Here is a 12,940-nt window from a genome sequence, read left to right on the forward strand (position 1 = left end):
TGGACAGACGATAGCGGTACCGCCACCCCCGCGAGGTGTGGCAATACCCACACGGTGATCTGTCAGTGTTGTGCAAACTCTCCTTGGCCCCGGACGGCCCCTTAGGACAGGATCGGCTCTCATGGACCTGCTGAACACGCTGGTGGACAAGGGGCTTCGGCGCGAGACGCCGACCCGCGAGGAGGCCCTTGCCGTCCTCGCCACTTCCGACGACGACCTGCTCGATGTGGTGGCCGCGGCCGGCAAGGTGCGCCGGCACTGGTTCGGGCGGCGGGTGAAACTCAACTACCTCGTCAACCTCAAGTCGGGCCTGTGCCCCGAGGACTGCTCCTACTGCTCGCAGCGGCTCGGCTCCAAGGCCGAGATCCTCAAGTACACCTGGCTCAAGCCCGACCAGGCCTCGCAGGCCGCCGCGGCGGGCGTGGCCGGGGGCGCCAAGCGGGTGTGCCTGGTGGCCAGCGGACGCGGGCCGACCGACCGGGACGTGGACCGGGTCTCGGACACCATCAAGGCCATCAAGGAGCAGAACGAGGCCGTCGAGGTGTGCGCCTGCCTCGGCCTGCTCTCGGACGGCCAGGCGGAGCGGCTGCGCGAGGCCGGCGCCGACGCCTACAACCACAACCTCAACACGTCCGAGGCGACGTACGGGGACATCACGACCACGCACACGTACGCCGACCGGGTGGACACGGTCAACAAGGCGCACGCGGCCGGGCTGTCCGCCTGCTCGGGTCTCATCGCGGGCATGGGCGAGAGCGACGAGGACCTGGTCGACGTGGTCTTCTCGCTGCGCGAACTCGACCCCGACTCGGTGCCGGTCAACTTCCTGATCCCGATGGAGGGCACGCCGCTCGCCAAGGAGTGGCACCTCACCCCGCAGCGGTGCCTGCGCATCCTGGCGATGACGCGGTTCGTCTGCCCGGACGTCGAGGTGCGCATCGCGGGCGGGCGCGAGGTCCACCTGCGCACGATGCAGCCGCTGGCCCTGAACCTGGCCAACTCCATCTTCCTCGGCGACTACCTCACCAGCGAGGGGCAGGCCGGCCACGCCGACCTGGAGATGATCGCGGACGCCGGGTTCGAGGTGGAGGGCGCCGGCGAGGTGACGCTGCCGGGACACCGGGTCGCGGACCGGGGCGGGTGCGGGTCGCACGGGGAGGGCGGGGGCTGCGGGTCGCACGGGGAAGGCGGGGGCTGCGGGCCCTCGCACGAGGGCGACGGTGTCTGCGGGTCCGTCCCGGCCGAGGGAGCAGGCGGGTGCGACTCCGCCGTGCCCGCCGAACCGGCCGTCGCCGGCGAACCCCGTACGGACCTGGTCGCCGTACGCCGTCGTGGTGCCGGAACGGACCTCGCGCCCAATGCCTGAGCCCGCACTGACCGTGGACGAGCTGCTGGCGCTCGACCGGCGGCACGTCTGGCATCCGTACGGCCCCATGCCCGGCCGGCAGGACCCGCTCGTCGTGGAGTCGGCGAGCGGGGTGCGGCTGCGGCCGGCCGACGGCTCGGGCGAGCTGGTCGACGGGATGTCGTCCTGGTGGTCGGCGATCCACGGCTACAACCACCCGGTCCTGAACGAGGCCGCGCGCGAGCAGCTGGAGCGGATGAGCCACGTGATGTTCGGCGGGCTCACCCACGAGCCCGCCGTGCGGCTGGCGAAACTCCTTGTCGACATGTCGCCCGAAGGTCTGGAGCACGTCTTCCTCGCCGACTCCGGATCGGTGTCGGTCGAGGTGGCCGTCAAGATGTGCCTGCAGTACTGGCGCTCGCTGGGCCGCCCGGCCAAGCGCCGCCTGCTGACCTGGCGCGGCGGCTATCACGGCGACACCTGGCAGCCCATGTCGGTGTGCGACCCCGAAGGGGGCATGCACGAGCTGTGGCAGGGCGTCCTGCCGCGCCAGGTCTTCGCGGACGCGCCGCCGGCGGAGTACGAGGAGACGTACGCGGATCACCTGCGCGCGTTGATCGAGCGGCACGCCGACGAGCTGGCCGCGGTGATCGTGGAGCCGGTGGTGCAGGGCGCGGGCGGGATGCGCTTCCACTCCCCCGCGTACCTGCGGGTGCTGCGCGAGGCGTGCGACGCGCACGGTGTGCTGCTGGTCTTCGACGAGATCGCGACCGGGTTCGGGCGTACGGGCGCGTTGTTCGCGGCGGAGCACGCGGCGGTGACGCCGGACGTGATGTGCGTGGGCAAGGCGCTGACCGGCGGCTACCTGACGATGGCGGCCACGCTGTGCACGTCGCGGGTGGCCGACGGGATCTCGCGGGGCGAGGTGCCGGTGCTGGCCCACGGGCCGACGTTCATGGGCAATCCGCTGGCGGCGGCCGTGGCGTGCGCGTCGATCGGGCTGCTGCTCGGCCAGGACTGGCTCGCGGAGGTCAAGCGGATCGAGGCGGGACTGCGCGACGGTCTGGCGCCGGCCGCCGGGCTGCCCGGTGTGACGGACGTACGCGTCCTCGGGGCGATCGGAGTCGTCCAGCTCGACCACGCCGTCGACATGCGGGCGGCGACGGCGGCGGCGGTGCGCGAGGGCGTGTGGCTGCGGCCGTTCCGCGACCTGATCTACACCATGCCGCCGTACGTCACGGGCGACGCGGACGTGGCACGGATCGCCCGCGCGGTGTGCGCGGCGGCACGGGAGGGATGACATGCCGGTACTGGTGATCACGGGAACGGGCACGGAGATCGGCAAGACGGTCGTGACCGCGGCCGTCGCCGCGACGGCGCTGGCGGCCGGGCGGTCGGTGGCCGTGCTGAAAGCCGCGCAGACGGGCGTACGGCCGGACGAGCCCGGGGACGCCCAGGAGGTCGCGCGGCTCGCGGGCGCCGTGACGACGGCGGAGGTCGCCCGCTATCCGGAGCCGCTGGCCCCGGCCACGGCGGCGCGCCGGGCCGGCCGGGCGCCCGTGCGCCCGCACGAGGTGGCCGAGGCGGCGGGCAAGCTGGCCACCGAGCACGACCTGGTCCTGGTCGAGGGTGCGGGCGGGCTGCTCGTACGCTTCGACGCGGCCGGCGGGACGCTGGCGGACGTCGCCGGTCTGCTGGACGCGCCGGTGCTGCTGGTGGCCTCGGCCGGGCTCGGCACGCTGAACACCACGGAGCTGACCGCGCGTGAGCTGCGCTCCCGCGGCCTGGAGCTGCCGGGCGTGGTGATCGGCAGCTGGCCCGGGTCGCCGGACCTGGCCGCACGCTGCAACCTCGCGGACCTTCCCGACGTGGCCGGCGCGCCGCTCCTGGGCGCCGTTCCCGCCGGCGCGGCGACCCTCCCACCGCCCGCCTTCCGCTCGGCGGCACCCCACTGGCTGGCACCACGGCTGCAGGGCACGTGGGACGCGGAGGCGTTCGGACGCCGGGAGGCGCCCTGACCCGCGAGGCCGCTGCGCCTGGTGCGGCGCACCGGCGGGGCTCGCCAGGTGGCGGCCGCGACGGCAAGCTCGCGCTGCTCCGTGCGGACGGGGCCGCCGTGGCGGGCGACGGCGGAACCGGCCGTCCGCGCGGCGGCGCACGAAAGCGAAACCCGCACGGCTCAGCGCGAGCACACCCCGCACCGACCGACTCGGCAAGCGCGAACCGAGCCCACCGCTCCCGAGACGCGGCACACGAAGACAGAACCGCACTGTGGTGACGCCCAGGCCCCCAACGGCAGAAGCCTCGCCGCCCCCGGACGGAACCCGCCACCCGCGCGGCGGCGCACGAAAGCGAAACCCGCACGGCTCAGCGCGAGCACACCCCGCACCGACCGACTCGGCAAGCGCGAGCGGAACCCACCGCTCCCGAGACGCGGCACGCGAAGGCGGAACCTGCACGGTGACGCCCAGGCGCCGCCACGGCGGAGGCGCTCGGCACGCCCGGATGAGACCCGGCACCCTCGCGGCGGCGCGTGGAGTGGCACCCGCGCGGTGACGCCCAGGCCCCCAACGGCAGAAGACTCGCCGCCCCCGGGCAGAACCCGCCCCCCGCGCGGTGGGTGCGGGGCGTGGGTGCGGGGGACAATCGCGGTAAGGCACCACCTCGTGAGGGAGGTCCCATGCCATTGCGATCCGCCCGTTCCCGCGCGGTGCCGCGGGACGCCGTGCACCATCCGCTGTTCGCCCGCTACTACGCCCGGTTCAGTGTGAGCGCCGAGACCCGGATGGGCATGGGCCGCGTGCGCGAGCGGCTGCTCGCCGGACTGTCCGGGCGGGTGATCGAGGTCGGCGCGGGCAACGGGCTGAACTTCTCCCACTACCCGGGCACCGTCTCCGAGGTAGTCGCCGTCGAACCGGAGCGCGTGCTGCGGCAGTTGGCCGTGGAGGCGGCGCTGCGCGCCCAGGTACCGGTGGACGTGGCGCCGGGCGCCGCGGAGGCGCTGCCGGTCAAGAGCGAGGCGTTCGACGCGGCCGTGGTGTCGCTGGTGCTGTGCAGCGTCCGCGACGTGCCACGCGCGCTGAGCGAACTGAGGCGGGTGCTGCGGCCCGGCGGCGAGGTGCGGTTCTTCGAGCACGGCCGGGGCGGCGGCCGGGTGATGACCTTCACCCAGCGCGCGCTGGACCGGACGCTGTGGCCCCCGCTCAGCGGCGGCTGTCACCTGTCCCGCGAGCCGATTGCCGCGCTGCGGGAGGCCGGTTTCACGCTGGGGCCCTACCGGCGGACGATGATGCCGGAGAACGGGCCGGCGCTGCCGAGTTCGTACTGCGTGCTCGGCACGGCGTGGCGTCCGCCCGGCGACGGGGCGTAGTCACGCACTCCACCGGCGCAGCTCGTCGGCGATGTCGTCGACCGACGCGTCGCCGTTCTTGACCAGCAGGGCGAGGTCCCGGACCTGCTCGGCCGTGGTGACGATCCGGACCCCGCTGGCGACCAGGTAGGCGTAGGCGACCGCGGAGGCGAACAGGGCGTTGGAGCGTTCCAGGGCGGGGACGTGGATCAGCAGCTGGAGCAGCGCGGCCGCGCGGGCGTGCGGACCGTCGTAGACGGGGGTGTCGAATATCTCGGCCCGGTGGCGGGCGACCGCCGCGACGAGGGCGCCCCAGTCGGTGACCTGGGGGTCTCCGGGGGTGCGCTGTTCGGCGAGCATCAGCAGCCAGGCGAGGTCGATCGTGAGGTCGTTCATCCGGTTCCGGGTTCGTACGACGGATCAGCGGCGGCCCTGGCCCTCGCCGACCTCTTCGGCGAACACCTTCTCGTACTGCCGCATGAAGTCGGCGGCCGCGTCCACGAAGGTGCGGCCGGCCTCGCCGGTGTCCTGCCGGACCAGTTCCTCGATGTAGCGGTTGACGCTCATCCCCCGTGCCACAGCCCGTTCCCGGGCGGCTTGGGCGGTGCCCTCGTCCACCCGCACGTTCAGCTGGGCCTTCCTGGTCTTCGCCATACCCCGAAGCTAGCGCCGAAACGCTAGCAGGGGCAAGGGCGGCGCGGTACCACCCGCGTCGCGTTCGCGCGCGCTGGCGCCCCTCACCCTCGGGTGATTGACTGCCGGTGCCCCGAACCGCCGTCCGTGCGAGGAGAGTTCATGTCGCGTCCGTACCGCTTCGGTGTCAACCTGACGGTCCCCGCACCGGCCGAGGAGTGGAGCGCGAAGTGCCGGCGGGCCGAGGAACTGGGGTACGACGTCATCCAGGTCCCGGACCACCTCGGCATGGTGGCCCCGTTCCCGGCGCTCGTCGCTGCGGCCCGCGCCACCGACCGCCCCAGGCTGGGGACCTTCGTGCTCAACGCCGGCTTCTGGAACCCCGCCCTGCTGGCGCGGGAGGTGGCCACCACGGACGCCCTGACGGGCGGACGCCTGGAGCTCGGGCTGGGCACCGGCTACGTGCGGGCGGAGCACGACACGGCCGGGCTGCCGTTCGGCTCGCCGGGCGAGCGGGTGGACCACCTGCGGCGCACCGTCGAGGAGCTGGAGCGGCTGCTCGGCGACGAGGAGCACCTGCCGCGCCCGGCGCAGCGGTCCGGGGTGCCGCTGCTGATCGGTGGCAACGGTGACCGGATGCTGGAGCTGACGGCCCGGCACGCCGACATCGCGGCGTTCACGGGCGGGCGTACGGTGCGGGGCAGCACGACGGGGCAGCTGGCGCCCGTCACCGCCGACGAGCTCGACGAGCGCGTCGCCCGGTACCTGGACTTCGCGGCGGACCGCAAGGAACCGGCCGAGCTGAACCTGCTGATCCAGATGGTCGTCGTGACCGAGGACCGCGAGGCCGCCGTCCGCCCCTTCCTCGAGTACCTGCCGGACCTGACCACGGACCAGGTGCTGGAGCTGCCCATCTTCCTGGCGGGCACCGTGGGGGAGATCACCGCGCGGGTGCGGGCACAGCGGGAGCGGTACGGGTTCACGTACCTGACGGTGCTGGAGCCGTACATGGAGGCCTTCGCCCCGGTGATGCGGGCGCTGCGCGGCGACTGACGCTCCCGGCGACCCAGGCAGCCCCCGGCACAGGCGGTCCCGGCCGTCCGCATGCCGGAATTCGCGCGTGGGCGCGCGCCGTGCGTGGTGGGATCGCGGAATGACCGACCTGCGCGTACGGGCCGCCGGGCCCGAGGACCTGGACGTCGTGCTGGCCTTCTGGAAGACGGCCGCCGAGGGTACGAGCATCAGCGACGACCGGGAAGGAGTGGAGCGGCTCGTCGCCCGCGATCCCGAGGCGCTGATCCTGGCCGAGCGGGACGGGGAGCTGGTGGGCACGGTGATCGCCGGCTTCGACGGCTGGCGCTGTCATCTGTACCGGCTGGCCGTGCACCCCGGCCACCGGCGTCAGGGGATCGGCTCCGCCCTGCTGGCGGCCGCGGAGGAAAGGTTCGTACGGCTCGGCGGGCGCCGCGGGGACGCGATGGTGCTGCGGCGCAACGAGCGGGCGCAGCATGCCTGGCGGGCCGCCGGGTACGCGCCCGAGGAACAGTGGCGACGCTGGGTGAAGCCCCTCACCGACTCACTCACCGACTCACTCACCGACTGAAAGGCTGTGAGCGACGGCGCATGAGCGAACCCTCATCGGCGACACCCCGGCCGGTGCCTCCGTCGGCGCACGACATCGCGCGGACCCCGGCGGCCTGGCCGATCATGGATCCGAGGTGACCCGATGACGGAAGTGCTCCTGCTGCTGGTGGCGGTCCTGCTCTCGCTCATGTGCGGCGCCTTCGTCGCGGCCGAGTTCTCGCTGACCACCGTGGAGCGCGGTGAACTGGAGCGGGCCGCCCGGCGGGGCGAGCGGGGCGCGACGAGCGCGCTGAAGGCCGTACGGAACCTGACGTTCCAGCTGTCGGGGGCCCAGCTCGGCATCACCGTGACCAACCTGGTGGTCGGCATGCTCGCCGAGCCCTCGGTCGCCGCGCTGATCTCGGGTCCGCTGCAGAGCGCGGGGATGTCGGACTCGGCGGCCTCCTCGCTGGCGCTGGTGCTGGGCACCGGCCTGTCGACGGTCTTCCTGATGATCGTCGGAGAGCTGGTGCCGAAGAACTGGGCGATCTCCTCCCCGCTGGCGGTCGCGAGGCGGGTGGGCGGCCCGCAGCGCTGGTTCAGCGCGGCCTTCCGGCCCTTCATCACCCACCTGAACAACACGGCCAACCGGCTGGTGCGCCGGTTCGGCGTCGAGCCCGCCGAGGAGCTGGCGTCCGCCCGCGGGCCGCAGGAACTGGCGGCGCTCGCCCGGCACTCGGCCAAGGAGGGCGCGCTGGAGGCCGACACCGCCGAGTTGTTCGTACGGACGCTGAACCTGGCCGACCTGACGGCACAGAACGTGATGACCCCGCGCGTCCAGGTCGTCGCCCTCGACGCCCGGGCGACGTGCGAGGACGTGGCGAACGCGACGCGGGCGACCGGGCTGTCCCGGTTCCCCGTGTTCCGGGACACCCTCGACGCCGTGGTGGGGACCGCCCACGTCAAGGACGTACTGGCGGTGCCCGCCGACCGGCGGGCGGGGCTGCCGGTCGCCGAGCTGATGCGCGAGCCGCTGCTGGTCCCGGAGTCGCTGACCGTCGACCGGCTGCTGGACCGGCTCTCCGGGCGGCGCACGATGGCCGTCGTGATCGACGAGTACGGCGGGACGGCGGGCGTGGCGACGCTGGAGGACATCGTCGAGGAGGTCGTCGGCGAGGTGCGGGACGAGCACGATCCGCACGAGACGCCCGAGCTGGACCCGGCCGGCACGGACGAGCAGGGCCGCGCGCTGTACCGGGCCGACGGCGCGGCACGCGTGGACCGGCTCGCGCGCCTGGGGCTCAAGGTGCCCGAGGGGCCGTACGAGACGGTCGCCGGGCTGGTCGCGGCCGGGCTGGGCCGCATCCCGGCCGTCGGCGACAGCCTGGAGGTCGCGGGCTGGCGGCTGGACGTCGTGGACGCCACGGGACGCAGGGCGGCCCGAGTGCTGCTGCACGCGCCGCTCGCAGACGCGCGCGCCGCCGACGACGAGAGCGCCGACGAAGGGGAGGCGGGGCGGTGACGGCCGTACAGCTGCTGATCGGTCTGGCGACGCTCGTCGTCAACGCGTTCTTCGTCGGCGCCGAGTTCGCCCTGATCTCCGTGCGCCGCAGCCAGGTCGAGCCGTACGCCGAGGAGGGCGACCGGCGGGCGAGGAGCGTGCTGTGGGGTCTGGAGCACGTGTCGGCGCTGATGGCGGCGGCCCAGCTCGGCATCACCCTGTGCACGCTCGTCCTCGGCGTGGTCGCCGAACCGGCGATCGCGCACCTGCTGGAACCGGTGTTCCACGCGGTGGGCGTGCCCTCCGGCGCGGGGCACGCGGTGTCGTTCGTGATCGCCCTCGCGCTGGCGACGTACCTGCACATGCTGCTCGGCGAGATGGTCCCGAAGAACATCGCCCTGGCCGAGCCGGTGCGCAGCGCGCTGCTGCTCGGCCCTCCGCTGGTGGCACTGTCCCGGGCGCTGCGCCCGGTGATCTTCACGATCAACGCCTTCGCGAACGCGCTGCTCAAGCTGCTCAGGGTGGAGACGAAGGACGAGGTCTCGGCGACCTTCACGGACGCGGAACTGGCCGAGATCGTCAAGGACGCCAGTGAGGCCGGGTTGATCGACGACCGGGCCCAGGAGCGGCTGCACGACGCGCTGGAGCTGGGCCGGCGTCCGGTGCGGGACGTGGTGCTGCCGCTGGAGCGGGTCGTCCACGCGCGCGTGGGCATCACTCCGGAGCAGTTGGAGCGGCTGTCGGCGCAGTCCGGGTTCTCCCGCTTCCCCGTCGTCGACGACGGGCGGCGCATCGTCGGCTACCTGCACGTGAAGGACGCCCTGGACGCCTCGCCGCGGGACCTGCCGTTCCGGCTCGGCGACATGCGGCCCATCGCGCGGGTACGGGAGAGCACCCCGCTGGACGACGTGCTCACCGCGATGCGCCGCAGCCGCACCCATCTGGCGGCCGTCCTCGGGTCCGACGGGCGGCTGGCGGGGCTGGTGACGATGGAGGACGTACTGAGGGAGCTGTTCGGGCAGCGGCCCTGAAGCCGGTGGGGAGCGGGCTCGCGACCGGGCCGCGACGAGGCCCGGGGCGGGACACCCGGAGCCGACTGCCACCGGACCAGCGGACGGCACTCGCCCCGGACCGGCCAGGACGGCTGCCACCGGAGACCAGCAGAAGACCTCGCGGCAGGACCAGCGGAGACGGACCGCTGCCTGACCAGCGGACGGCACTCGCCTCGGACCGGCCAGGACGGCTGCCACCGGAGACCAGCAGAAGACCCCGCGGCAGGACCAGCGGAGACGGACCGCTGCCTGACCAGCGGACGGCACTCGCCTCGGACCGGCCAGGACGGCTGCCACCGGGGACCAGCAGAAGACCTCGCGGCAGGACCGGCGGAGACGGACCGCTGCCTGACCGGCGGGCAGGGGAGGCCGCCGCCGGAGCGGCGGAAAGGCCCGCCGGACCACGGGCCGCGATCGGACCGGCGGAACGCCGACCGGGCCGGGCGCCTGCGGCAGGACCGGTGGAACGGGCGCGCCCTGTCCGGTGGGGCGGGCCCGCGGCCGTACCCGTCACCCGCCCGGCGGCGGAGCAGGTCGTCGGAGAGCGACGGCAGCGGCGTCCGAGGGCGGCAGGAGCGGCTTCTTCCGAGGGTGACCGACCGTCGGGTATGTGCGTGGGGCTACCATTTCTGTCGCCATGCAGACGAACCCCACCCACACCAGTCTCGTCGCCGTCGGTGACTCCTTCACCGAGGGCATGTCGGACCTGCTCCCGGACGGCTCCTACCGGGGCTGGGCCGACCTCCTCGCCGCACGGATGGCGGCCCGCTCCCCCGGCTTCCGGTACGCGAACCTCGCCGTGCGCGGCAAGCTCATCGGGCAGATCGTCGACGAGCAGGTCGACGTGGCGGCGGCCATGGGGGCCGACGTGATCACTCTGGTCGGCGGCCTCAACGACACCCTGCGGCCCAAGTGCGACATGGCCCGGGTACGGGACCTGCTGACGCAGGCCGTGGAGGGGCTCGCCCCGAACTGCAAGCAGCTGGTGCTGATGCGCAGCCCGGGCCGCCAGGGCCCCGTGCTGGAGCGGTTCCGGCCGCGTATGGAGGCGCTCTTCGCGATCATCGACGACCTGTCCGCGCGCCACGGCGCCGTGGTCGTCGACCTGTACGGCGCCCAGTCGCTGGCCGACCCGCGGCTGTGGGACGTGGACCGGCTGCATCTGACCGCCGAGGGGCACCGACGGGTCGCCGAGGCCGTGTGGCAGTCGCTCGGTTACGAGCCCGAGGACCCCGACTGGCACGCGCCGGTCCCGCCGACGCCGCCGCCCGGCTGGGTCATGCGCCGGACCGCGGACGTCCGGTTCGCCCGGCAGTACCTGCTGCCCTGGATCGGCCGCAGGCTGACCGGCCGCTCGTCCGGTGACGGGCGCCCAGCGAAGCGTCCCGAACTGCTGCCGTACGAGGACCTGACACCGTGATCGTCCAGGTCACGGCGCTCTCGTAGGTTCCGACGAGGAACCCCGTGGCGTCGGCCTGCAGGAATCGCCAGTAAACTTTCGCTACGTGACTTCCGCTCCCGCCAAGCCCCGCATCCCGAACGTCCTCGCCGGACGCTACGCCTCCGCCGAGCTCGCCACGCTCTGGTCGCCCGAGCAGAAGGTGAAGCTGGAGCGGCAGCTCTGGCTCGCCGTGCTGCGGGCCCAGAAGGACCTCGGCATCGAGGTGCCCGACACCGCGATCGCCGACTACGAGCGCGTCCTCGACCAGGTCGACCTCGCCTCGATCGCCGAGCGCGAGAAGGTCACCCGGCACGACGTGAAGGCGCGGATCGAGGAGTTCAACGACCTCGCCGGGCACGAACACGTGCACAAGGGCATGACCTCCCGGGACCTGACGGAGAACGTCGAGCAGCTGCAGGTCCGGCTGTCGCTGGAGCTGGTCCGCGACCGCTCGGTGGCCGTCCTGGCCCGCCTCGGCAAGCTGTCCGGCGAGTACGCCGAGCTGGTCATGGCCGGCCGCTCCCACAACGTCGCCGCGCAGGCCACGACGCTGGGCAAGCGGTTCGCCACCGCCGCCGACGAGCTGCTGGTCGCGTACGGCCGGGTGGAGGAGCTGCTGGGCCGCTACCCGCTGCGCGGCATCAAGGGCCCGGTCGGCACCGCGCAGGACATGCTGGACCTGCTCGGCGGGGACGCGGACAAGCTCGCGGAGCTGGAGCGGCGGATCGCCGGTCACCTGGGCTTCTCCGAGGCGTTCACCTCGGTCGGCCAGGTCTACCCGCGCTCCCTGGACTACGAGGTCGTCACCGCGCTGGTGCAGCTCGCGGCGGCGCCGTCGTCGCTGGCGAAGACGATCCGGCTGATGGCCGGGCACGAGCTGGTCACCGAGGGCTTCAAGCCCGGCCAGGTCGGCTCCTCGGCGATGCCGCACAAGATGAACACCCGCTCCTGCGAGCGCGTCAACGGCCTGATGGTCATCCTGCGCGGCTACGCGTCGATGACCGGCGAGCTGGCGGGCGACCAGTGGAACGAGGGCGACGTGTCCTGCTCGGTGGTCCGCCGGGTGGCCCTGCCCGACGCGTTCTTCGCGCTGGACGGGCTGCTGGAGACGTTCCTGACCGTGCTCGACGAGTTCGGTGCCTTCCCGGCCGTCGTGGCCCGGGAGCTGGACCGCTACCTGCCGTTCCTGGCCACCACCAAGGTGCTGATGGGCGCGGTGCGGGCCGGGGTGGGCCGCGAGGTCGCCCACGAGGCGATCAAGGAGAACGCCGTCGCCTCCGCGCTGGCGATGCGCGAGCAGGGCGCCGAGCGCAACGAGCTGCTCGACAAGCTGGCCGCCGACGAGCGCATCCCGCTGGACCGCGCCGGTCTGGAGGCGCTGATGGCCGACAAGCTGTCCTTCACGGGCGCGGCGGCCGCCCAGGTCGGCGTCGTCGTCGGCCGGATCGAGGAGATCGTCAAGCAGCGCCCGGAGGCCGCGGGATACACGCCCGGAGCGATCCTCTGACGCGCTTCACCCCGGCGGAGCTGGAGGCCGCCCGCGACCGTCTCGTCCCGGACGTCGTCGCGGACGGCCTGCGCGTGCTGTTCTGCGGCATCAACCCCGGTCTGATGACGGCGGCGACCGGCCACCACTTCGCCCGCCCGGGCAACCGCTTCTGGCCGGTGCTGCATCTGTCCGGGTTCACCCCGCGGCTGCTGAAGCCGTCGGAGCAGGGAGAGCTGCTGTCGTACGGGCTCGGGATCACGAACGTCGTCCAGCGGGCCAGCGCGCGGGCGGACGAGCTGACCGCCGAGGAGTACCGGGAGGGCGGCCGGCTGCTGGCGCTGAAGGTGGCGCGGCTGCGGCCCCGCTGGCTGGCCGTCGTCGGTGTCACCGCGTACCGCGCGGCGTTCGACGACAAGAAGGCCCAGGTGGGACCGCAGGAGCGGATGATCGGGGACACGCGGATCTGGGTGCTGCCCAACCCCAGCGGTCTCAACGCGCACTGGACCGCGCAGACCATGGCGGAGGAATTCGCCCGGCTGCGGACCGCGGCGGACACGGAGGGGTAGT

General features: G+C 73.5%; 13 protein-coding genes. 11 read left to right on the top strand and 2 right to left on the bottom strand.

Going from position 1 to position 12,940, the window contains the following annotated elements:
* Nucleotides 1-121 precede the first annotated feature (121 nt).
* The 4 genes from bioB to KUM03_RS19240 all read left to right on the top strand — a co-directional run bounded on the left by bioB (nt 122) and on the right by KUM03_RS19240 (nt 4,715).
* Nucleotides 122-1,366 carry a biotin synthase BioB gene (bioB, locus tag KUM03_RS19225; protein WP_217250464.1) on the top strand — a complete coding sequence of 415 codons (1,245 nt, stop codon included), beginning with the start codon at nt 122-124 and terminating at the stop codon, nt 1,364-1,366.
* Complete coding sequence (locus KUM03_RS19230) at nt 1,359-2,645, top strand: adenosylmethionine--8-amino-7-oxononanoate transaminase (RefSeq protein ID WP_217250466.1); 1,287 nt, start codon at nt 1,359-1,361, stop codon at nt 2,643-2,645. Before bioB ends, KUM03_RS19230 begins: the two co-directional genes overlap by 8 nt.
* 1 nt (nt 2,646) lies before the next feature.
* Nucleotides 2,647-3,363, top strand: coding sequence for a dethiobiotin synthase (gene bioD / locus KUM03_RS19235; protein ID WP_217250468.1), 717 nt, complete (start codon nt 2,647-2,649; stop codon nt 3,361-3,363).
* A gap of 662 nt (nt 3,364-4,025) precedes the next feature.
* Nucleotides 4,026-4,715, top strand: coding sequence for a class I SAM-dependent methyltransferase (locus KUM03_RS19240; protein WP_217250470.1), 690 nt, complete (start codon nt 4,026-4,028; stop codon nt 4,713-4,715).
* Here the strand turns inward: KUM03_RS19240 and KUM03_RS19245 are convergent, their stop codons facing one another.
* On the bottom strand, nt 4,716-5,090 hold the full coding sequence (locus KUM03_RS19245) for a hypothetical protein (RefSeq protein WP_043375502.1): 375 nt from the start codon (nt 5,088-5,090) through the stop codon (nt 4,716-4,718). It abuts the gene before it with no gap.
* A gap of 24 nt (nt 5,091-5,114) precedes the next feature.
* Nucleotides 5,115-5,348: a toxin-antitoxin system HicB family antitoxin gene (locus tag KUM03_RS19250; RefSeq protein WP_217250471.1), complete on the bottom strand. Its 234-nt coding sequence runs from the start codon at nt 5,346-5,348 to the stop codon at nt 5,115-5,117.
* A gap of 141 nt (nt 5,349-5,489) precedes the next feature.
* On the opposite strand from KUM03_RS19250, the gene KUM03_RS19255 reads away from it, so the two are divergent.
* The 7 genes from KUM03_RS19255 (at nt 5,490) to mug (ending at nt 12,939) form a co-directional block, all read left to right on the top strand.
* The gene (locus KUM03_RS19255) at nt 5,490-6,380 is read left to right on the top strand and encodes an LLM class F420-dependent oxidoreductase (protein WP_217250474.1); all 891 of its coding nucleotides are present in this window, start codon (nt 5,490-5,492) and stop codon (nt 6,378-6,380) included.
* Between the two features lie 100 nt (nt 6,381-6,480).
* Entirely contained in the window at nt 6,481-6,930 is a 450-nt protein-coding gene (locus KUM03_RS19260) for a GNAT family N-acetyltransferase (RefSeq protein WP_217250476.1), read from the top strand.
* 123 nt (nt 6,931-7,053) lie between these two features.
* Complete coding sequence (locus KUM03_RS19265; RefSeq protein WP_217250477.1) at nt 7,054-8,412, top strand: hemolysin family protein; 1,359 nt, start codon at nt 7,054-7,056, stop codon at nt 8,410-8,412.
* Nucleotides 8,409-9,422, top strand: coding sequence for a hemolysin family protein (locus KUM03_RS19270; protein WP_217250479.1), 1,014 nt, complete (start codon nt 8,409-8,411; stop codon nt 9,420-9,422). Before KUM03_RS19265 ends, KUM03_RS19270 begins: the two co-directional genes overlap by 4 nt.
* Nucleotides 9,423-10,080: 658 nt before the next feature.
* Nucleotides 10,081-10,863, top strand: a complete 783-nt coding sequence (locus KUM03_RS19275) for an SGNH/GDSL hydrolase family protein (protein ID WP_217250481.1) — start codon at nt 10,081-10,083, stop codon at nt 10,861-10,863.
* An 85-nt stretch (nt 10,864-10,948) separates the two neighbouring features.
* Entirely contained in the window at nt 10,949-12,391 is a 1,443-nt protein-coding gene (gene purB, locus KUM03_RS19280; RefSeq protein ID WP_217250482.1) for an adenylosuccinate lyase, read from the top strand.
* On the top strand, nt 12,388-12,939 hold the full coding sequence (mug, locus tag KUM03_RS19285; protein WP_217250612.1) for a G/U mismatch-specific DNA glycosylase: 552 nt from the start codon (nt 12,388-12,390) through the stop codon (nt 12,937-12,939). Before purB ends, mug begins: the two co-directional genes overlap by 4 nt.
* Nucleotide 12,940 lies beyond the last annotated feature (1 nt).

The sequence above is a fragment of the Streptomyces sp. AC602_WCS936 genome (assembly GCF_019049125.1).
Classification (GTDB): Bacteria; Actinomycetota; Actinomycetes; order Streptomycetales; family Streptomycetaceae; genus Streptomyces.

Coding starts and splice junctions, on each gene's coding strand:
- KUM03_RS19265 (WP_217250477.1), top strand. CDS start 7,054: ATGACGGAAGTGCTCCTGCTGCTGGTGGCGGTCCTGCTCTCGCTCATG.
- KUM03_RS19260 (WP_217250476.1), top strand. CDS start 6,481: ATGACCGACCTGCGCGTACGGGCCGCCGGGCCCGAGGACCTGGACGTC.
- KUM03_RS19230 (WP_217250466.1), top strand. CDS start 1,359: ATGCCTGAGCCCGCACTGACCGTGGACGAGCTGCTGGCGCTCGACCGG.
- KUM03_RS19255 (WP_217250474.1), top strand. CDS start 5,490: ATGTCGCGTCCGTACCGCTTCGGTGTCAACCTGACGGTCCCCGCACCG.
- bioB (WP_217250464.1), top strand. CDS start 122: ATGGACCTGCTGAACACGCTGGTGGACAAGGGGCTTCGGCGCGAGACG.
- KUM03_RS19245 (WP_043375502.1), bottom strand. CDS start 5,090: ATGAACGACCTCACGATCGACCTCGCCTGGCTGCTGATGCTCGCCGAA.
- KUM03_RS19240 (WP_217250470.1), top strand. CDS start 4,026: ATGCCATTGCGATCCGCCCGTTCCCGCGCGGTGCCGCGGGACGCCGTG.
- KUM03_RS19250 (WP_217250471.1), bottom strand. CDS start 5,348: ATGGCGAAGACCAGGAAGGCCCAGCTGAACGTGCGGGTGGACGAGGGC.
- bioD (WP_217250468.1), top strand. CDS start 2,647: ATGCCGGTACTGGTGATCACGGGAACGGGCACGGAGATCGGCAAGACG.
- KUM03_RS19275 (WP_217250481.1), top strand. CDS start 10,081: ATGCAGACGAACCCCACCCACACCAGTCTCGTCGCCGTCGGTGACTCC.